At 44.7% G+C, this 21,199-nt stretch carries 21 protein-coding genes; all 21 read left to right on the forward strand.

Annotated elements, in window-relative coordinates; translation table 11 throughout:
- A partial coding sequence (locus AB6D07_RS18370; RefSeq protein ID WP_371695437.1) for a flagellin occupies positions 1-269 on the forward strand: 269 nt, incomplete at its 5' end.
- Between the two features lie 449 nt (positions 270-718).
- Positions 719-1,849 (forward strand): flagellin, encoded by a 1,131-nt coding sequence (locus tag AB6D07_RS18375; RefSeq protein WP_017101959.1) that lies wholly within the window; start codon positions 719-721, stop codon positions 1,847-1,849.
- 81 nt (positions 1,850-1,930) lie between these two features.
- Positions 1,931-2,356 carry a flagellar protein FlaG gene (flaG, locus tag AB6D07_RS18380; protein ID WP_017101960.1) on the forward strand — a complete coding sequence of 142 codons (426 nt, stop codon included), beginning with the start codon at positions 1,931-1,933 and terminating at the stop codon, positions 2,354-2,356.
- Between the two features lie 70 nt (positions 2,357-2,426).
- Entirely contained in the window at positions 2,427-4,433 is a 2,007-nt protein-coding gene (gene fliD / locus AB6D07_RS18385; protein ID WP_371695452.1) for a flagellar filament capping protein FliD, read from the forward strand.
- Between the two features lie 3 nt (positions 4,434-4,436).
- Positions 4,437-4,742: a flagellar protein FliT gene (locus tag AB6D07_RS18390; RefSeq protein ID WP_017101962.1), complete on the forward strand. Its 306-nt coding sequence runs from the start codon at positions 4,437-4,439 to the stop codon at positions 4,740-4,742.
- Between the two features lie 12 nt (positions 4,743-4,754).
- Positions 4,755-5,165 (forward strand): flagellar export chaperone FliS, encoded by a 411-nt coding sequence (gene fliS, locus AB6D07_RS18395; RefSeq protein WP_009848558.1) that lies wholly within the window; start codon positions 4,755-4,757, stop codon positions 5,163-5,165.
- 226 nt (positions 5,166-5,391) lie between these two features.
- On the forward strand, positions 5,392-6,855 hold the full coding sequence (locus tag AB6D07_RS18400; RefSeq protein ID WP_017104002.1) for a sigma-54 dependent transcriptional regulator: 1,464 nt from the start codon (positions 5,392-5,394) through the stop codon (positions 6,853-6,855).
- A gap of 180 nt (positions 6,856-7,035) precedes the next feature.
- Positions 7,036-8,076 (forward strand): PAS domain-containing sensor histidine kinase, encoded by a 1,041-nt coding sequence (locus AB6D07_RS18405; protein WP_009848556.1) that lies wholly within the window; start codon positions 7,036-7,038, stop codon positions 8,074-8,076.
- Between the two features lie 33 nt (positions 8,077-8,109).
- Positions 8,110-9,519 carry a sigma-54 dependent transcriptional regulator gene (locus AB6D07_RS18410; protein WP_009848555.1) on the forward strand — a complete coding sequence of 470 codons (1,410 nt, stop codon included), beginning with the start codon at positions 8,110-8,112 and terminating at the stop codon, positions 9,517-9,519.
- A 132-nt stretch (positions 9,520-9,651) separates the two neighbouring features.
- Entirely contained in the window at positions 9,652-9,963 is a 312-nt protein-coding gene (gene fliE, locus AB6D07_RS18415; RefSeq protein WP_009848554.1) for a flagellar hook-basal body complex protein FliE, read from the forward strand.
- A 15-nt stretch (positions 9,964-9,978) separates the two neighbouring features.
- Positions 9,979-11,721 carry a flagellar basal-body MS-ring/collar protein FliF gene (fliF, locus tag AB6D07_RS18420; protein ID WP_017099171.1) on the forward strand — a complete coding sequence of 581 codons (1,743 nt, stop codon included), beginning with the start codon at positions 9,979-9,981 and terminating at the stop codon, positions 11,719-11,721.
- Positions 11,714-12,772 carry a flagellar motor switch protein FliG gene (fliG, locus tag AB6D07_RS18425; RefSeq protein ID WP_012603439.1) on the forward strand — a complete coding sequence of 353 codons (1,059 nt, stop codon included), beginning with the start codon at positions 11,714-11,716 and terminating at the stop codon, positions 12,770-12,772. The genes fliF and fliG overlap by 8 nt, the downstream gene beginning before the upstream one ends.
- 126 nt (positions 12,773-12,898) lie before the next feature.
- Complete coding sequence (fliH, locus tag AB6D07_RS18430; protein ID WP_017104003.1) at positions 12,899-13,699, forward strand: flagellar assembly protein FliH; 801 nt, start codon at positions 12,899-12,901, stop codon at positions 13,697-13,699.
- Positions 13,699-15,018, forward strand: coding sequence for a flagellar protein export ATPase FliI (gene fliI, locus AB6D07_RS18435; protein ID WP_009848550.1), 1,320 nt, complete (start codon positions 13,699-13,701; stop codon positions 15,016-15,018). Before fliH ends, fliI begins: the two co-directional genes overlap by 1 nt.
- 22 nt (positions 15,019-15,040) lie before the next feature.
- Complete coding sequence (gene fliJ, locus AB6D07_RS18440) at positions 15,041-15,478, forward strand: flagellar export protein FliJ (protein WP_009848549.1); 438 nt, start codon at positions 15,041-15,043, stop codon at positions 15,476-15,478.
- A 182-nt stretch (positions 15,479-15,660) separates the two neighbouring features.
- Positions 15,661-17,763 carry a flagellar hook-length control protein FliK gene (locus tag AB6D07_RS18445; protein WP_017104004.1) on the forward strand — a complete coding sequence of 701 codons (2,103 nt, stop codon included), beginning with the start codon at positions 15,661-15,663 and terminating at the stop codon, positions 17,761-17,763.
- Between the two features lie 91 nt (positions 17,764-17,854).
- The gene (gene fliL / locus AB6D07_RS18450; protein WP_009848547.1) at positions 17,855-18,343 is read left to right on the forward strand and encodes a flagellar basal body-associated protein FliL; all 489 of its coding nucleotides are present in this window, start codon (positions 17,855-17,857) and stop codon (positions 18,341-18,343) included.
- A 7-nt stretch (positions 18,344-18,350) separates the two neighbouring features.
- A complete protein-coding gene (gene fliM, locus AB6D07_RS18455; RefSeq protein WP_009848546.1) occupies positions 18,351-19,394 on the forward strand; it encodes a flagellar motor switch protein FliM in 1,044 nt (347 codons plus the stop codon).
- A 29-nt stretch (positions 19,395-19,423) separates the two neighbouring features.
- Positions 19,424-19,834 carry a flagellar motor switch protein FliN gene (fliN, locus tag AB6D07_RS18460; protein ID WP_004739851.1) on the forward strand — a complete coding sequence of 137 codons (411 nt, stop codon included), beginning with the start codon at positions 19,424-19,426 and terminating at the stop codon, positions 19,832-19,834.
- Entirely contained in the window at positions 19,834-20,274 is a 441-nt protein-coding gene (gene fliO, locus AB6D07_RS18465; protein ID WP_017104005.1) for a flagellar biosynthetic protein FliO, read from the forward strand. Before fliN ends, fliO begins: the two co-directional genes overlap by 1 nt.
- Positions 20,261-21,190: a flagellar type III secretion system pore protein FliP gene (gene fliP, locus AB6D07_RS18470; RefSeq protein WP_017104006.1), complete on the forward strand. Its 930-nt coding sequence runs from the start codon at positions 20,261-20,263 to the stop codon at positions 21,188-21,190. Before fliO ends, fliP begins: the two co-directional genes overlap by 14 nt.
- Positions 21,191-21,199 lie beyond the last annotated feature (9 nt).

Consider the following 21,199-nt stretch of genomic DNA (forward strand, 5'->3'; position numbering starts at 1 on the left):
AATCTGTAGCTGTTATCGATGCGGCACTTAAATATGTAGATAGCCACCGTTCTGAACTGGGTGCTTTCCAAAATCGTTTCGACCATGCAATCAATAACTTAGACAACATTAACGAGAACGTTAATGCATCTAAGAGCCGCATTAAAGATACTGATTTCGCGAAAGAAACGACTCAGATGACTAAATCTCAGATTCTTTCTCAAGCTTCAAGCTCGATTCTAGCTCAAGCAAAACAAGCTCCGAACTCGGCACTTAGCCTACTAGGTTAACAGGTTGAAAGGCCACATTGAACATATGCATTATTGGTTATAAGTGTCAATGTTAGGCTTCCACAAATTAGCTCGTGGTGAGAGATGAGCGCTAAATAAACCCAGCTTCGGCTGGGTTTTTTATTGCCTGCGATTTGGTAACGGTAATTTTCGAGATCAGGGGGGAAAGAAAAAGCGAGATTCCCTATCACGTTCGTTCCTCACAGTAAGGAATGACCGAGTTGGGAAATGATGATCTACTTCACGTTTTTTTTAATATTTAAAATAATACGAAAAAAAATGCATTTTTTATTAAAGCTTCTAGTTAAGGGGCCGTTAAAGGGATTGAGAGAAATGATATGTACCAATGTAAGGTGAGAGAGACACTGGTATATAAAACAAAATAACATGTGTTTTTGTGAGGTGAGAGTCACATAAGTGCATGAAAAAATGCCTAAAGGAGATCAACTATGGCGATTAATGTAAGCACAAATGTGTCTGCAATGACGGCTCAGCGCTACCTAAATAGCGCGGCTGAAGGTACTCAAAAATCAATGGAGCGCTTGTCTTCTGGCTATAAAATTAATAGCGCGAAAGATGATGCTGCAGGCCTACAAATCTCTAACCGCTTAACGTCGCAAAGCCGTGGCCTAGATATGGCTGTAAAAAACGCGAATGATGGTATCTCTATTGCACAGACTGCTGAAGGTGCAATGAATGAGTCAACCAATATCCTGCAACGAATGCGTGACCTTTCTCTTCAATCTTCAAATGGCTCAAACACGAGATCTGAACGTGTTGCTATCCAAGAAGAAGTATCGGCGTTAAACACTGAGCTTAACCGTATTGCTGAAACGACCTCTTTTGGTGGTAACAAGCTTTTGAACGGTACTTTTGGTAGCCAATCTTTCCAAATCGGTGCAGATTCTGGTGAAGCAGTAATGCTGACGATGAATAATATGCGTACTGACACTCAAGCTATGGGCGGTAAGAGCTATAGTGTTACCGAGGGTAAAGATACGTCTTGGCGTGTAGGAGCAAACTCTGCTCTAACGATGAAATACCAAGATCAGTTTGGTGATCTTCAAGAGTTGTCTATTTCTGCGAAAGAAGGCAACGACATGGAAGAGCTAGCAACGTATATTAATGGCCAAAGTCCAGACGTCCAAGCATCGGTAGGTGAAGGCGGTAAACTGCAACTGTTTGCTTCTAGCCAAAAAATTGAAGGTAATGTTGAATTTGGCGGCAGTCTGGCGGGCGAGCTAGGGATTGGTGCAGGTAAAGACGTTACTGTTAACGATATCGATGTAACATCGGTTGCTGGTGCTAACAACGCGGTATCTATTATTGATGGCGCTCTAAAATCAGTAGACAGTAACCGAGCATCTCTCGGTGCATTCCAAAACCGTTTTGATCACGCAATCAGCAACTTAGATAATATTAACGAAAACGTTAATGCGTCTAAGAGCCGTATCAAAGATACCGATTACGCAAAAGAAACAACGGCAATGACGAAATCTCAAATCTTACAACAGGCGAGTACTTCTATTTTAGCTCAAGCAAAACAATCACCATCAGCAGCTCTAAGCTTGTTGGGCTAAACTTACTTCAGTAAGTAACGGTAAACTCTACTCTGGGTAGAGTTTTACTGTTAGGCTCATAAAGGTGGGAGGGAGAGTGTTATGGAAATATTATCTAACGCGTCGAACATCCAGCCTTATGGCTCACCTAATGGCACTAAATTTGCAAGCGATGAAGGTAGTAGTGCGTCGAGCACTTTACAACTAAAAGAAGCAACATCTCATGGCAAGGTAGAAAAATCGAAAGAGATGGCTACCGAAGCGGCGATTCAATTAGCTCAACATAGACAAGAGTTAAATGATCAGGAGCGTGTCAAGATGGTTGAGAAGGTCAATGAGTTTATATCTTCTCTTAACAAGGGTGTTGCCTTCAAGGTTGATGAAGAGACTGGGAGAGATGTGGTCACTATTTATGAGACCACAACAGGCGATATTATTCGCCAAATTCCCGACGAAGAAATGCTCGAAATTCTGAGGCGCCTAGCAGCCCAAACCTCGAATAGTGGAATATTGGAGGCTAAGGTTTAAGTCGTATTATTGAGGTGGTTTAATGAGTTTTGGCCCAATGGGGATTTCGTCTGGCATGGATATCAATTCCATGGTCAGCAAAATTGTTGATTCTGAGCGTGTGCCTAAACAGCAACAGATCGACAATGAACGAACGCGAATCGACACCAGCATTAGTGCCTATGGAAGACTCAGAGAATCCCTTGATTCGATGAAGGATCTGATGACAAGCTTTCGTCAGGATAAAGCTTTTGCTGTGCGAACAGTAGAAAGTACTGATGAAAATCTTGTTTCTGCGACCGCGACTACCGAAGCGATCGCTGGCAAATATGCCATCGATGTGTTGCAGCTTGCCCAGAGCCATAAAGTGGCTTCTGATGTTCTATCAGATGACATGAAATTTGGCCCTGGCAAGCTGCAGGTTTCGCTTGGTAGCGAGAGCTTCGAAACACAAGTTAGTGCTAACTCAAAACTGCGTGATGTTGTTAGAGGTATTAACAGCGCTGGGGATAATCCGGGTGTTCGAGCTTCTATCATTAATGATAAAGAAGGACCACGGTTAGTCCTCGCTTCAAATATGTCTGGTGAAGACAATCAAATAAAACTCCACGTTGACTCTGAAGATAACAACCCTCTAAAAAAATTAGAATATAAAACCCTATCGGAAAGACTGAAAGCCTTAGAAGATGCTCGCTCAGTAGCGCAAGGCGTCTTAGCTGATGCCCCTCCTAAATTGGATGCTGACGGTAACCCAATTCCTGACGGCTTTGCTGTTCCGCTGCGAGACGATGACGGAAATTCCATATTTGATGAAAACGGCAATCCTATTTTTGAAAGAAAATCGGAACCTGTCGTTGAACCTGAAGATCCTTTCGCTGAATTTGACCGTGATAATTTAACTTATGGCCAAGAAGCGGCAATGGCAGGTCAAAAGGCGCTAGATGCGTCCGCCTTAGCGGCTTCAGGGATGCCAGAAGATACGATCCCAGGCTGGAACAACACCGCTTCGGGCACATTACTCGATTCTTTTTTTAGGCCTGAACTCGAGCTTGACGAAAAAGCCATCGAGAAAGCCGCTGATATTCCGGGGTGGTCAAATACTGCCGCAGGTACTCTGACGGATTCTTATGTTACCCCCAAAGAAGCGCAGCAGAAGCTCGATGCCGAGAAAGCCAGAATAGAAAGTAAATTGGTTGATGAACGTTCAGAGTTAGCGAAGAGAGTTGAGAAAGGTGAATTAACCCCGGAGCAGGCTCAGCAATTAGAGAGAGCTAGGTTATCTCCGGGGGAACGAACACATTTAGAGAAGGTTGATAAAGCTCAAGCTAATCTGGCTTTGGCTCAACAGTCTTTTGACCAATACAGCGGCATGACTGAAGTGCAAGCTGGACAAGATTCAATGGTCATTCTGGATGGTGTCGCTCAGCTTTCTAGCAATAATAATGTGATTGAAGATGCCGTTGAAGGTATTGATATTACGGTTAAAGGTAAAACGCCAAAAGATAAGCCGCCAGCAGAAATTGGTGTTGAGTACGACCGTAATCGTGTTCGTGAAGATATTGAAGCTTTTGTTAGCTCTTATAATCAGTTTTACCAAGTATCTAAAGGTTTGGCGAGTGTTGACCCTTTGACAGGTCAAAAAGGCCCTCTTTCTGGTGACAGTACAGTGCGTAACGCAGACTCGCGACTAAAAAGTGTGTTCTCTTCAAGCATTGAAGACGCGCCTGACAACCTTAAGTCTTTGACTGAATTTGGTATCACCACCACAAGACAAGGCTCGCTAGAAATCAACTACGACATGCTTGATCGTCAGCTTAACAATCACTTTGATAAGTTGGGTGAGTTCTTTGGCGGCAACAACGGTTTCGCCAAAAAAGTCGAAGATGCGATTCAAGGGATCACGGGTGTTACGGGCTCAATCCGCACGAGAGAAAAGAGCTTAGTCGAACAAAATTACCGTTTGGTTGATGATCAAAGCGCGCTTGACCGACGCATGGATAGCCTAGAGAGCCGTACGCACTCCAAGTTCACTGCGATGCAGGATGCGACCAGCAAGATGCAATCTCAGTTGGGCAGCATGATGAGTGCAATGGGCTAATAGATGAGCAAACTGCTTCAAGAGCTTTGTGAGCTCGATCAATTAATTATGTCTAAGCTCGAATATAGTGAAATTAATGCTGAAGAAATAGTGCATCTTGTCGATAACAGAGAACAGTTATTGCAAAACGTGCTTCAATTAATCGATTCATATCCCGACGTTAAGCAAAGCTCCGAGTGGTTTGAAGCCATTTCGAGAACAAGACAATTGGTCGAACTGATGCAGTCTGAGACTGGTCGAGTAGGTAAAAACTTACATAAATACCGACATGGTGCCAAATCAGTTCAACAATACAAAAAGTTTTTATAGAAGAGGTTTACTATGCGCGGTTCTTTACAGGCATATAAAAAGGTATCAGTGGATAGTCAGCTTACAGCTGCCTCACCGCATAAAATTGTTCAGATGCTAATGGCTGGTGCTATCGAGCGCTTAATTCAAGGTAAAGCGGCAATGCAAGCGGGCAACATCCCGGTGAAAGGTGAGCGACTGAGTAAGGCTCTAGATATCATTATTAGCCTGCGTAGTTGCCTATCGATGTCCGATGGTGGCGACATTGCGAAAAATCTAGATCAACTTTATGAGTTTATGATCACGCAAATTTCTGCTGCAAATCACAAAAATGATCCTCAGCCAATTGATGATGTTATCGATATTATCCGCGAAATTAAGAGCGCTTGGGACCAAATTCCGAATGAATATCACAATTTAACGTCTGCGGATGTTGGTATTTAAAGAAACATCCCAGTTTAAACCAATCGCATATCTCTGAATTGCTTGGTTGCCTTATTTTTATAATCAAATAAAATAGAAGCCATTAGATAGCCTAATGGCTTTTTTCGTTGCTGGTTTCCTAGATTTGTCCACGTAGATCATAACCATTGATATTTTCTCTGTTTTGTCTCTTACGTCGCTTACCAATTTCCGCATCGCACCAAAATAAAGGCAATAATTCCTACTTATGCAAGGTTTGGCAAAACTGCTTGTCGTCGATGATAACGCTCAAAATCGTCACAATTTAAGCACAATATTAGAGTTTGTAGGAGAGAGCTGCGAAGTAATCAGCTCTGAACAAGCACACAAAGTTGACTGGTCCCTACAGTGGGCTGGCTGCATCATTGGTTCAATTAAAGCCAAAGGCTTCGCATTACTGAATGAAAAGCTTGTTCATGTTAATCACATCCCTTTACTGGTGATTGGCAAAAACGATTACCCGGTTGAGGAACTTACTAACTTTGTTGGTGAACTCGAACTTCCTCTTAACTATCCGCAATTAAGTGATGCACTGAGACACTGTAAAGACTTCTTAGGCCGTAAAGGCGTTCAAATTTTACCTTCAGCGCGTAAGAACACGCTTTTTCGTAGTCTAGTTGGGCAGAGTGTTGGTATCCAAGAAGTTCGTCACTTGATTGAACAAGTCTCTTCTACTGAAGCAAACGTATTGATTCTTGGCGAGTCAGGCACGGGCAAAGAAGTTGTAGCACGTAATGTTCACTATCATTCTAAACGTCGTTCAGGACCTTTCGTTCCCGTAAACTGTGGCGCTATACCGCCAGACTTGCTCGAAAGTGAACTGTTTGGTCATGAGAAGGGCGCGTTTACTGGTGCAATTACCGCACGTAAAGGCCGTTTTGAGTTGGCTGAAGGTGGTACACTGTTTCTTGATGAAATTGGTGATATGCCAATGGCGATGCAAGTTAAGTTGCTTCGTGTTTTACAAGAACGCAGTTTTGAACGTGTAGGTGGCAATAGTACCATTCAAGCTGATGTTCGAGTGATTGCGGCAACACACCGCAATCTTGAAAATATGATCGAAGATGATTTGTTCCGTGAAGACCTTTACTATCGCTTGAACGTTTTCCCAATTGAAATGCCATCGCTTCAGGAGCGAAAAGAAGATGTTCCCCTATTGCTTCAGGAGTTGATAACCAGAATGGAAGCTGAAGGTGGCATGCCAATCTGTTTTACTCCCCGTGCAATCAACTCTTTGATGGAGCATTGCTGGCCGGGCAACGTACGTGAGTTAGCTAATTTAGTTGAGCGAATGGTTATTTTATATCCAAATAGCTTGGTTGATGTGAATCATCTACCAACTAAATATAGATACAGTGATATCCCAGAGTTTCAGCCAGAGTTTAATAATTTTGCATCAGAGGAAGAGCAAGAGCGAGATGCTCTTTCTGACTTGTTCTCAGAAGACTTCAGTTTTGAGCAGCACGATGAGCTTGCTGACAATGCGAACGCACCTCAAGATTTACCCGCTGAAGGGGTTAACTTGAAAGAACTACTCGCTGATATGGAAGTGAATATGATCAATCAAGCGTTGGAGGCTCAGGGCGGTATTGTTGCTCGCGCTGCTGACATGCTTGGAATGCGCAGAACCACTCTGGTCGAAAAAATGCGCAAATATAACTTGCAGCGTTAGTGCCTATTTTCGATGAAAACGAAAACTAGTACACACTTTAGCATTTTAGCAACTTTAGCTAAACGAACAGATAAACCATAGTCGAGTTGTTGCTTGCTTAACTATGTGATAAATATAGCAAATAGCCTGACTTGTGTTGTACATGTCAGGCTGTTTTAGTATTTGAGGCAAATTTTTGACATGCACCTATCTAACGAACCAGAAAATCAATCACATCTAGATTCTGTTGAGCAACAGGTTGAGCGCTATAAGCAAGTGCTCGATGTTATGCCTGCGGGGGTCATCTTGTTAGATACACATGGTGAAGTGAGAGAAGCGAATCCTGAAGCACACCGTATTCTCGGGGTTGAGTTGGTTGGCGAGAAATGGTTTTCGGTAATACAAAATGCCTTTGAACCAAGGGACGATGATGGGCATGAGATCTCATTGAAGAATGGGCGAAAAGTGCGCTTAGCGATTTCAGCTTCGACTACAGGTCAGCTTATTTTGATTACAGACCTGACAGAAACTCGCTTACTTCAGTCTCGTGTGAGCGATCTTCAGCGTTTATCTTCACTCGGAAGAATGGTCGCTTCGCTTGCCCATCAGGTTCGCACGCCGCTTTCTAGTGCAATGCTGTATGCATCAAACCTTGCCGCGCCAAATTTGCCGCCGGCAACAAAAACGCGTTTTCAATCTAAGCTGATGGATAGGTTGCATGATTTAGAGAAACAAGTGAATGACATGCTGTTGTTTGCCAAAGGTGGCGACAACAAGGTGGTTAAGCCATTCACCATCGCGGAACTCATCATTGAGTTTCATCCTATGGTGGAGGCTGCGTTAAAAAGCAACCAGATTGATTATTGTCAGGAAGTTGAAGATGAAAAGACTCAAATGTTTGGCAACGCCAATGCTATCGCTTCTGCTTTAAGTAACCTAGTTTTGAACGCGGTTCAAATTGCTGGCAAGAAATCGCAGATTGATGTGTTTTTTAGACCCGTAAACGGTGAACTTAAGATATCAGTGCAAGACAGTGGCCCCGGAGTGCCTAAAGAACTACAAGGTAAGATTATGGAACCTTTCTTTACCACTCGTTCTCAAGGCACAGGTCTAGGTTTAGCGGTTGTACAAATGGTATGCCGAGCACATGAAGGTCGACTGGAATTGATATCAGAAGAGGGTGACGGCGCATGCTTTACCATGTGTCTACCGTTGGAAAGAAGCTCTTCTTCTGAAGACTAATAAGTTTTAACTGAATTTACACTGGAGAATCCTATGGCTCAAAGCAAAGTGTTAATCGTCGAAGATGATGAAGGTCTACGCGAAGCCCTTGTCGATACACTCGCGCTTGCTGGTTATGAATGGCTGGAAGCGGATTGTGCGGAAGATGCTCTGGTAAAATTGAAATCAAACTCTGTTGATATCGTGGTCTCTGATGTACAGATGGCCGGTATGGGCGGTTTAGCATTGCTAAGAAACATCAAGCAGCATTGGCCAAATCTTCCGGTTCTATTGATGACGGCCTATGCCAACATTGAAGATGCGGTCGCGGCAATGAAAGAAGGCGCTATCGATTACATGGCAAAGCCATTTGCTCCAGAAGTGCTGTTAAACATGGTGAGCCGTTACGCTCCCGTAAAGTCGGATGACAATGGCGATGCTATCGTTGCCGATGAGAAAAGTATCAAACTAATGATGCTGGCTGACAAAGTGGCTAAAACCGATGCCAACGTGATGGTGCTAGGGCCAAGTGGCTCTGGTAAAGAGGTCATGTCTCGCTATATTCATAACGCCTCGAGCCGTAAAGACGGTCCTTTTGTTGCGATTAACTGTGCCGCGATTCCAGATAACATGTTGGAAGCAACACTGTTTGGCTACGATAAAGGTGCGTTCACCGGTGCGATTCAAGCTTGTCCGGGTAAATTTGAGCAAGCTCAAGGCGGTACTATTTTGTTGGATGAGATCAGCGAAATGGATCTCAGCCTACAAGCGAAATTGCTGCGAGTGTTGCAAGAGCGCGAAGTTGAACGTCTTGGTAGCCGCAAGAGCATCAAATTGGATGTCCGTGTTCTAGCAACCAGTAACCGCGACCTAAAACAGTATGTTTCTGAAGGGAATTTCCGTGAAGATTTATACTACCGACTGAATGTATTTCCAATTACTTGGCCAGCGCTGTGTGAACGTAAAGGTGATATTGCGCCGCTTGCGAAACATTTGGTGGAACGTCATTGCACCAAACTAGGAATGCCTGTTCCTGTTCTGTCTGAGCAAGCCATTAGTAAACTCGTCAATTATCCGTGGCCGGGAAATGTACGTGAACTGGATAATGTCGTGCAGCGCGCTCTAATTTTGAGTGAGCAAGAAAATATTTCAGGCGAACATATTTTACTTGAAGGTGTTGATTGGCAAGACGCTACTGGACTACAACAGATCGTTGAAGGGAACAGTGTTGCAGCGCCAGAAATTAAGCCGATTGCTGAAGCGAATCCTATCAATAAAGTCGTGGCAGGTAGCGAAGGGCTTGGAAATGAGCTTAGAGATCAAGAGTATGCGATCATTCTCGAAACATTGATTGCTTGTCATGGTCGACGTAAAGATATGGCTGAAAAGCTAGGTATTAGCCCTCGTACATTGCGTTATAAATTAGCGAAAATGCGTGATGCTGGAATAGATATTCCAAATTGAACATAAATTAGTAGTGTCAGCTTTCTGACTAGTGTATTACGATAGCTAGTCAAATTGATGCATGGCACGTTAATTGCTCTGTCAATAATAAAGCTAAATAGATAGTCATAATTTTGACTCCTGAGGTAGTAAATGAGAATAGATGGTTTACAAGGCGAAATGCAGGCAATGATGGTTGAAGCTGCCAGCACGCGTCCTGCTGCAACGGGCCAAGCGGTTGGTGCAGATTTTGGCAACATGCTGACTAATGCCATCAATAATGTGAACTCATTACAAAAGACCTCTGGTAATCTTCAAACTCGTTTTGACAGTGGCGATCAAAGCGTGTCTTTATCTGACGTGATGATTGCTCGTAATAAATCTAGTGTGGCTTTTGAAGCGACGATCCAAATTAGAAATAAATTGGTCGAGTCGTACAAAGAGCTGATGAACATGCCGGTATAAGTTGGGTAGTAAATAGTGGCAGATAACAGTCAAACAACAGATTTAACCGTAAGCGATAGCAACGACCACGCACTTATTGCAAGTTCTGATCTAGATGGCGAAGGGCAAAATACCGATTTAGGTGAGCGCAGTTCATCTAAGTTCGATATGGCCGTCGGTGATCTCGATTTGCTTCGTCAAGTCGTCTTAGTTCTTTCTATCTCGATCTGTGTAGCGCTTATTGTAATGCTGTTTTTCTGGGTGAAAGAGCCAGAAATGCGTCCATTAGGGGCTTACGAAACAGAAGAGTTGATCCCGGTTCTTGATTATTTGGATACGCAGAAGATTGAGTACTCTCTTGAAGGGAATACCATCTCGGTACCAGCGAGTGAATATAACTCATTAAAGCTAAATATGGTTCGAGCGGGTTTGAACCAAGAGCGAAACACCGGTGATGATATCCTCATGCAAGACATGGGTTTTGGTGTATCACAACGTTTAGAGAAAGAGCGTCTTAAACTAAGTCGTGAAAGACAGCTTGCTAAAGCTATTGAACAGATGAAGCAGGTACGTAAAGCTCAAGTTTTACTTGCCTTACCTAAGCAAAGTGTCTTTGTTCGTCACAATCAAGAAGCCTCTGCCTCAGTATTCCTGACACTTAAAACGGGGACGAACCTCAAGCAGCAAGAAGTTGATTCTGTTGTGGACATGGTGGCTAGTGCCGTTCCGGGGATGAAAACTTCGCGAATTACGGTGACCGATCAGCATGGCCGACTTTTGAGCTCTGGCTCTCAGGATCCGATGTCAGCGGCACGCCGAAAAGAGCACGAGTTAGAGCGTAATCAAGAGCAAGCGCTACGTGAAAAAATTGACTCCATTTTGATTCCGATTCTTGGGTTTGGTAACTACACGGCTCAGGTTGATATTCAACTCGACTTTAGTGCTGTGGAACAAACAAGAAAGCGTTTTGATCCGAATACTCCAGCAACCCGAAGTGAATATACATTAGAAGACTACAATAACGGCAACGTTGTGGCTGGTATTCCAGGGGCTTTGAGTAACCAGCCTCCTGCTGATGCTTCGATTCCTCAGGATGTGGCTCAGATGAAAGATGGTACGATGATGGGGCAAGGTTCGGTTCACAAAGAAGCGACCCGCAACTTTGAGCTGGATACTACCATTAGTCATGAGCGAAAACAGAGCGGCACGGTTAATCGTCAGACCGTATCTGTTGCAATCAAAGATCGCCAATCACTGAACCCTGATACGGGAGAAGTGGTTCACACCCCAATTCCAGCAAGCGAAATTAACGCGATACGTCAGGTATTGATTGGCACTGTGGGTTTTGATGAAAACCGCGGTGATTTACTCAATGTTTTAAGCATGCAATTTGCACCTCAAGTAACGGATATTGTTGCTGACGTACCAATTTGGGAGCATCAACACTTTAATGATTGGGTTCGTTGGTTTGCGAGTGCGTTGGTTATTATTGTTGTCGTATTGGTGCTGGTTCGCCCTGCAATGAAAAAACTGCTTAACCCAGCAGCAGACGATGACGATCAAATGTACGGCCCCGATGGCATGCCAATTGGTGCTGACGGCGAAACCAGTTTAATTGGTGGTGATATTGAAGGTGGTGAGTTATTTGAATTTGGTTCAAGTATCGACCTACCTAACCTTCACAAAGATGAGGACGTACTGAAAGCAGTACGTGCACTTGTAGCGAATGAACCAGAGCTAGCAGCTCAAGTAGTTAAGAATTGGGTGGCAGATGGCTAACGAAATTGTTCCACAACAAGCAGAAGGTGGTGAGCTTGATGTCGCAAGTGTCGATATCGAGTCTATCTCAGGCGAAGAGCGCGCTGCGATCTTGTTGCTAAGTTTAAGTGAAGAAGATGCTGCGGGTATCATTCGCCATCTAGAACCTAAACAGGTTCAGCGTGTTGGTAGTGCAATGGCACGTTCAACGGATTGGTCTCAAGAAAAAGTAGGTGCTGTACACCGCGCTTTCTTAGATGATATTCAGAAGTACACCAACATCGGTATGGGCAGTGAAGACTTCATGCGTAATGCGTTGGTGGCTGCGCTGGGCGAAGATAAGGCGAATAACCTTGTTGATCAGATCCTTTTAGGTACTGGTTCTAAAGGTTTGGATTCTCTTAAGTGGATGGACCCTCGTCAGGTGGCAAGCATCATCATTAACGAGCACCCACAGATTCAAACGATCGTACTGTCTTATCTGGAATCGGATCAGTCTGCGGAGATCTTATCTCAATTCCCTGAGCGTGTTCGCCTTGATTTGATGATGCGTATTGCTAACCTTGAAGAAGTTCAACCTTCAGCTCTCGCTGAATTGAATGAAATCATGGAGAAACAGTTTGCGGGTCAAGCGGGTGCTCAAGCTGCCAAAATTGGTGGCCTGAAAGCCGCTGCTGAGATCATGAACTACATGGACAATAATGTAGAAGGCATCTTGATGGGGCAAATTCGAGATCAAGACGAAGACATGGCAACACAGATCCAAGATCTTATGTTTGTCTTTGAAAACCTTATTGAAGTTGATGACCAAGGTGTTCAGCGATTGCTGCGTGATGTTCCACAAGACGTTCTACAGAAAGCGCTTAAAGGTGCTGATGAAAGCCTACGTGAGAAGATCTTCAAGAACATGTCTACGCGTGCTGCTGATATGATGAGAGACGATATTGAGGCGATGCCGCCAGTTAAAGTCTCTGATGTAGAAGCGGCTCAGAAAGAGATCTTGGGTATTGCGAGGAAGATGGCAGACAGTGGCGAGATTATGCTGTCTGGTGGCGCCGACGAGTTCCTTTAATACAGAAACCTCAAGAGCCCCACATTGTTGGGGCTTTTCTTTATCCAACCTCAAACCACAGATTAACTACCGTGTAATTGCTTGAATCTACAACGCAGTTGGACGAACTCATAGATAGGTACTGATATGTCAGGTGATAGAAAACGTGGCTTCCTTCGCCCTGAAGAAGATAATACGGTTGCCCAACCTCAGAAATGGGGGCTGCCTGACTATACCTCTGATGTGAACAAACAAGCCAAAGAAACGGCTTTTAACTACGATCCTGGCTGGATGCCAACGGTTGAAGAAGCCATTGAAGACGAAGAGCTGGTTCTAACTGAAGACCAAATCGAACTGATCAAGCAAGGTGCTTATCAGGAAGGGCTTCATCAAGGACAAGAGGCTGGCTTTAAACAGGGCTACGAAAAAGGCAAAGAAGAAGGGTTTGCCGCAGGTCACGAAGAGGGTAACGAAGCCGGCAAACTTGAAGGCGTTACTGCTGGTCAAGAGTACATTCAGCAGCAAGTCGCCATCTTTATGGGGCTAGCCAACCAGTTCGCTCAGCCATTAGAGCTGATGAATGCTCAGGTAGAGAAGCAACTGGTGGACATGGTGCTGACTATGGTCAAAGAAGTGGTTCATGTTGAAGTGCAAACCACCCCACAAATCATACTAGATACCGTGAAAGAATCGGTAGAGTCATTGCCAATTTCAGGTCACGCGATCACATTGAAGCTAAACCCTGAAGACGTTGCAATAATACGCTCAGCGTATGGCGAAACGGAATTGGACTCTCGTAATTGGACGTTGGTATCAGAGCCTGCACTCAATCGCGGCGACGTACAAATTGAAGCGGGTGAATCGAGTGTTAACTACCGTATGGAAGAGCGCGTGAAGAACGTCATTCAAAGCTTCTGTGGTGTAAACCGTCATCAAGGTCATGAGTAATGCTTGAGTTAGCGAACCGTCTTAGCCAATACAAAGTCGAGGGGCTAAAGTCGCGACCAATTGCATCAGGCAAACTAGTTCGTGTTGTTGGTCTAACGCTTGAAGCGACCGGCTGCAAAGCGCCAATTGGCAGCTTATGCTTAGTAGAGACCATGTCTGGTCAGATGGAAGCCGAAGTGGTTGGCTTTTCTGGCGATAACCTGTTTTTGATGCCCAGTGAACAAATTACTGGGATCTTACCTGGCGCTCGCGTGACACCGATGACATCAGAAAGCGGTATCCCTGTTGGAATGGAGTTGCTTGGTCGTGTTATCGATGGCGTAGGTAATCCGCTCGACGGTTTAGGTCCAATCTATACCGAGCAACGCGCTTCCTTTAATGCTGAGCCAATCAATCCTTTAGCTCGTAAACCTATCTCTGAGCCACTTGATGTTGGCTTAAAAGCGATTAATGGCTTACTAACGGTGGGCAAAGGGCAGCGTATCGGCCTGTTTGCGGGTTCCGGTGTGGGTAAGTCGGTCACGCTTGGGATGATGACTCGTGGCACAACCGCGCAAGTGGTCGTGGTGGGGTTGATTGGTGAGCGTGGACGTGAAGTAAAAGAATTTATTGAAGAGATCCTTGGCGAAGATGGTCGTAAGCGTTCTGTTGTGGTCGCCGCTCCTGCGGATTCGTCTCCATTGATGCGTTTAAAAGGCTGTCAAACCGCACTGGCTGTAGCCGAGTATTTCCGAGACCAAGGTTTAGATGTTCTACTACTGATGGACTCATTGACTCGTTTCGCTCAGGCGCAGCGTGAAATCGCTCTGTCTGTGGGTGAGCCGCCAGCAACCAAAGGTTATCCGCCGTCTGTGTTTGCCAAGCTTCCTGCGCTGGTGGAGCGAGCAGGTAATGGTAACGATGAACAAGGTTCTATCACTGCTTTCTTTACCGTGTTAACAGAAGGTGATGATTTACAAGACCCTATTGCCGATGCATCGCGAGCGATTCTTGATGGTCACATTGTTTTATCTCGTGAGATGGCTGATGCTGGTCACTATCCCGCGATTGATGTTGAGAAATCCGTCAGTCGTGTTATGCCTCAAATCACCACCGAAGAACATGTCTTGATGTCGAAAGCCGTTAGACAAGTGCTGTCTATATGCCGGAAAAATCAAGATTTGGTTTCGATTGGTGCTTACAAGCCGGGAACAGACCCTGCAATCGACAGTGCTTTCACTTTGAAACCGAGGTTGGACGAGTACTTACAACAGAAAATGAAAGAAACGGTTCCCTATGACATGTGCGTCAACATGTTAAAGCATGTGTTAGGCGGTTAGGTCGTGTTGAATAAGGTCAATCATGGATAACGCGTTAGAATTTCTTCTCGATCAAGCGAAAGACCAAGAGAACCAAGCTGTATTGGCGCTGAATCAAGCGAATGTCGAGCTGCAGGGTTACTACGAACAGGTCGAACAGATTGAAAAATATCGACTTGATTACTGCCAGCAACTTGTTGACCGAGGTAAGGCCGGATTAACGGCTAGCCAATATGGTCACTTAAACCGTTTCTTAACGCAATTAGATGAAACGCTCTCTAAGCAGAGAGAAGCGGAACACCACTTTAAAAATCAGGTCGATAACTGCCAAAACTATTGGATGGAGTTACGAAAAAAGCGTAAATCCTACGAATGGTTGATGGAGAAAAAGCAGAAAGAAAAAGCAAAGCTGCAAGATCAAAGAGAGCAAAAGCAAATGGATGAGTTCTCGACTCTGTTATATAGCCGAAAGAAGATTTGAACCTAATTCACGAATGACGCAAGTGTTGCTCTGCAGATGGCAGACTTAAAACTTATAGGCATGTTTCTTGCTCTGTTTTATATCAAATTGCGAGTTATGCTCACCAAAGGCATAAAAAGCACCCGACTTTCTTTTTGTTGTCTGATTCATGGCAGCAAAGCTAGTAGATAGAGCTTGTATATATGAATGTTAGTCTTTCCTCAAATTCAGCGACCAACAAAACGTCATCGTTGTTGGACTCCGGTTCTGCCTCTTCAAAGGTAGAAGAAACTGGAGACTCTAAAGGTTTCTTTGAGTCTTTCAAAGAAGCACTAGGCTTTGAAGAAAGTGACAGTAAAGTCGCAGCAAAAGACACAGAAAGCACCGCGAAACCTGATGCTAAACAGGCCTCTACCGAAGGTGAAGCGTCATCCGAAGCGAACAAAGGTGATTCAGCTGAATCAAAGGCTACTGACGAAGTAAGCGAAGCGCAAAGCAAGCAAGCAGCTTCAGAAGTAGAAGGCGAGAAAGCTGCTGAGGAAACATCTGCAGAGGCTGTGTCTGGAACTGAGGCTAAGCTCAAAGCCAATTCGGGCACTGATAGCACTGTCGCTGATAAGGCGGATGGTAAAGATGCGCAGGTTACGATGAATGATTCTAAAGAACAGGTTGCTCAATCCCAAACTCAGGGTACATCAGCTGTAGATGGCTCTACGCAAGCATCGCAAGCTAATGCAGCGATGAATGAAGGCAATAAATTGCTTGGTCAATTGGATGAGGCAAACAAAACTCTAAATCAAGCGCCAAACGGCAAAGGCTTGCCTCAGCAAGGTCAGGTAGATAACGCCCAAGGTAATATCTCCGGTGCTTCAGTTGCAGTAGCCTCCGTTACGGATGAGGCGAGACAACAAACGAATGCAGCAATCCAAGAGAATAGTCTTGAGGTGGATTCTGAAATCGCTGTTCTTACCGGAGGTAAGGGTGTGTCTCAGCTGACTGATGATGAAATCCGACAGTTGATGGATAAAGGCGTCACTCCAGAACAAATTGAAGCCAGTATGAACCGAGAGCTGAGTCAAAAGAATGCGGCTAGCGCCGCGGTGGCCGAACAGAGCCAAGCGATCTCAGCTGCGGATATTGAACTCGCCAAGCAGGTTGATGCCCATACCAAAGCACTAAAACAATTGAATGGACAAATCGAATCAGAACAGTCTGTTGTCGATAGCTTGCTTAAGAAGCAACAAAGTGGTGCTAAGTTGACGGTTGATGAGCAAGCCGCTTTGACTAAAGCGACCTCTAACTTAGACCTGTTGAATCAACAGCTCACTAACGTTCAACAACAAGCAACGGCTTTGCTAAATCAAGCTCCGGCTGTGAACAGCGCGTCTGGTGAACCCGCTGCTATTGATTGGGATAATACGGATTCAAGCGAAACTAAAGCTTTAGCTGCGGCGGCATCAACAGCAGCTGTAGCGACGGCTGCACAACAAGTGTCAGCGCAGGCCGCTTCTCAATCAACAAACAATGCTCTTACGGATAAGGCAGCAATGCTGCACGCCAACAATGCACATGCAGCCGCTCAACAAGCTAATGTTGCTTCACCTCAGCAGCAAGCAACGTTGGATCCAGCTTTAACCGCGCAAGGGATCGCGATGAATGCAGCGCCAGTCACTACAAAAGCAGGCTCTACTGATGCGCTTCTTAAAGCGGGCGCAGGTGCCGCGGCATTGTCTGGTTTGGGCAAAGCCGGTGCTAAAGAAGATTCTAAAGATTCGACCTTTGCTCAGCAGATAGCCTCGGCCGCTGGCGCACAAGGTACAGCTACGGTGGGTTCAGCACCTACGCGAGCTGAAATTCAAGCGGCTCAACAGGCACCTTTGCAACTCACTAAAGAGTTAGCGAACGACCAGGTGGCGGAAAAAGTCCAAATGATGATGTCTAAGAATCTCAAGAGCTTGGATATCCGTCTTGACCCACCAGAGTTGGGGCAGATGAAAATTCGCATGACCATGAATAATGATGTGGCGAACGTGCACTTTACTGTCGGTAGCCAACAAGCGAGAGAGGTTATTGAACAAACCTTACCTCGTTTGAGGGAGATGCTCGCTCAACAAGGGATGCAGCTTGCTGAGTCTTCAGTTCAGCAACAGAATACTGGTCAGGGGCAAGACAGGTACAATAATGGCGAGCAACAATCAGGCTCTAACCGTATAAATGATGGTCAAGGTGATGAAAACCTTGATAGCAACAGCAATCTTGAATTGAATGTCACGTCAAAGCGTGATGGAATTAGTTATTATGCCTAGTATCAGGCTAAAACACTTAGCTAATAGAAAGAACCGTTAGTTAATAGAAGAACAGTTAGTTAATAGAAAGAACAGGAAGTTAGAGCTGAATATGGCAGAAGAACAAGAAACACCGAAAGGAAAGAGTAAGCTCCTCATTATCGCTATCGCGGTTGTTGTGCTGTTACTTGGAGGTGGTGGTGCCGCATTTTTCTTAATGGGTTCCGATGATAAGGCTGAGGGTGCTGGGTCGTCAGCTGAGGTTCAACTCATGGGTGCCGATCCAGTGGTCTATGTTAATGTGCCTCAAGCTTTCTTATTTAACGTTACGGGCGATAAGAAAGATCGCTTAGTTCAGATAAAGGTACAGCTGATGGTACGTGGTATGAAGAATGAAGTTCTCGCTCGATACCACTCTCCACTTGTTGAAAGCGCACTACTTGCTACATTCGCTTCGGCGACGGTCGATCAATTACGATCTCCTGCCGGCAGAGTTGAACTGCGGAACAAGGCGACTGAAGATATTAAAGCAAGCTTAACTCAAGCTGTTGGCCAGCCGGTAATTGAAAAAGTGTTATTCACTGACTTTGTAATTCAATAGGTAATATGTGACCGATTTATTAAGCCAAGACGAAATTGATGCGCTATTACATGGCGTTGATGATGTTGAAGACGTTGAAGATGTCTTAGAAACCGAAAGTGACAATACGGTCAATTTTGATTTCTCATCACAAGATCGAATCGTTCGTGGTCGAATGCCGACCCTTGAACTTATTAACGAGCGTTTCGCACGCCATATGCGTATTAGCTTGTTTAATATGTTGCGTAAGACGGCTGAAGTGTCGATCAACGGCGTACAGATGATGAAATTTGGTGAGTACCAGAACACACTCTATGTACCCACAAGTTTAAACATGGTTCGCTTCCGCCCGTTAAAAGGTACTGCGCTAATTACGATGGAAGCTCGGCTAGTTTTCATTCTCGTAGAGAACTTTTTTGGTGGTGATGGTCGTTTTCATGCCAAGATTGAAGGTCGCGAATTTACACCAACAGAAAGACGAATTATTCAGTTACTACTGAAAATTGTTTTTGAAGATTACAAAGAAGCTTGGTCTCCCGTGATGGGCGTTGAGTTTGAATACTTGGACTCTGAAGTAAACCCAAGTATGGCTAACATTGTGAGTCCAACCGAAGTGATTGTTGTGAGTTCATTTCACATTGAAGTCGATGGCGGCGGCGGTGATTTCCATGTGGTTATGCCTTACTCAATGGTTGAGCCGATTCGTGAACTGCTGGATGCTGGTGTCCAATCAGATAAAATGGAAACCGACGTTCGTTGGAGTTCAGCATTGCGTGATGAAATCATGGATGTGCCAGTCAACTTCCGTGTCAATTTGCTCGAGCAAGATATCTCTTTGCGTGATTTGATGGAACTTCGTCCTGGGGATGTTATCCCGATGAATATGCCTGAGCATGCAACCATGTTTGTTGAAGAACTGCCGACCTATCGTGTTAAAATGGGCCGTTCCGGAGAGAAGCTCGCGGTACAGATTTCTGAAAAAATTGAAAGACCTCATGTGGTCAAAACCGATCTCGCCTTTCTTGGCAAAGACTTAATGTCTGAGTTGGAAAATAGCGAAGATGAAGAATAGCAAAGTAGATAAAAGTATAGGAATTGGTAATGGAACCTAGTGAAGATCAAAAGCTAGCAGACGAATGGGCTGCAGCACTTGGTGAAGACCCTTCAGCACCGTCAATCGATGTTGATGATGTTCTCGCGGCACCACTTGATGAGTTAACCGACTCATCGTCTCCAATTTCAGAAGATGAGCGTCGTAAGCTGGATACCATTATGGATATCCCAGTGACTATCTCAATGGAAGTCGGCCGCTCTCAAATTAGTATCCGTAACTTACTTCAATTGAACCAAGGTTCGGTTGTTGAGCTAGATAGAATTGCTGGTGAGTCACTTGACGTGATGGTTAACGGCACTCTGATTGCTCATGGAGAAGTGGTTGTGGTGAATGACAAATTTGGTATTCGTTTGACAGACGTTATTAGTCAAACAGAACGAATTAAGAAGTTGCGTTAATGGGCTTCTTGTCTCAAAGACTGGCGGGCTCTTCTCTCGGAATGACAGGTTTGTTTCGCAGAGTCTTGGGAGTAGGGCTACTTGCTACTCCTTCTATTGCCTTTGCGGCAACGCCTCCTTCTCTCGATTTAGCGACCACCTTTGGGTCGCTAATTTTCGTTATAGCCTTCATTTTATTTATTGCTTGGCTACTGAAGCGAATGCAAGTGCCTGCGATGTCGAATCAACAAGGTTTGGCTATTATTAGGCAAATTCCGGTAGGCACAAAAGAACGTATCGCTATTGTACAAGCGGGTGATGAACAGTTCTTGGTAGGCATTACCACACAATCGATTCAGCTGATCTCTAAGCTCGATAAACCTCTCACTCAGGAGATGCTGGAAAAAAGTACATTTTCAAGTCAGCTTTCCCAGCTAATAAAAAAAGATGCAAACAAGTAACGGATTTTTGGATCCATTTTACTTTTGCCATGCCGGATTTTTCCGTACGGTGAAAGTGTGGTTGGTTCAGCTCATCATATTCTGCTCTCTCGTATTTAGCGTGTCAGTATTTGCACAGGTTGAAGATGGCACTGTCATTCCTGCGAATACCGCTGGATCTGAGTCGGTCACCATCAGTACGATGCAGCAAGATCAAGCCAAATCGAAGACTATGACCACTGGTAGCTTAACCGGTAATGGTGGCGGCATACCTGCATTTACCATGACCACCAATGCCAATGGCGGTGAAGACTACTCGATTAACCTGCAAATTCTTGCGTTAATGACCATGCTTGGCTTCTTGCCGGCGATGGTTATTTTGATGACATCGTTCACCCGCATTGTGGTTGTGATGTCTATTTTGCGTCAGGCAATGGGTCTTCAACAAACACCTTCAAACCAAGTGATTATTGGCATTGCGATATTTCTGACTTTCTTCATCATGTCGCCTGTAATCAGTCAGGTAAATGAACAAGCTGTTCAGCCTTATTTGAATGAACAGATATCAGCGCGACAGGCGTTTGATGTTGCCCAAGGTCCGATTAAGTCTTTTATGCTTAAACAGACTCGAATCAAAGATCTTGAAACTTTTGTTGAGATATCCGGTGCGCAAGTAACTAACCCAGAAGATGTTTCAATGGCGGTTCTGATTCCTGCGTTTATCACGTCTGAATTGAAAACAGCTTTCCAGATAGGCTTTATGTTGTTCTTGCCGTTCCTAATTATCGACTTGGTGGTGGCATCAGTTTTGATGGCCATGGGTATGATGATGTTGTCACCAATGATTGTATCGTTGCCGTTTAAGTTGATGTTGTTCGTCCTTGTTGATGGTTGGAATTTGATACTCTCCACACTCGCCGGCAGTTTTGCCTTGTAGCTGGGGGAA

It is taken from the genome of Vibrio sp. 10N.239.312.C11, assembly GCF_041466065.1.
In the GTDB taxonomy this organism is placed as follows: Bacteria; Pseudomonadota; Gammaproteobacteria; order Enterobacterales; family Vibrionaceae; genus Vibrio; species Vibrio tasmaniensis_A.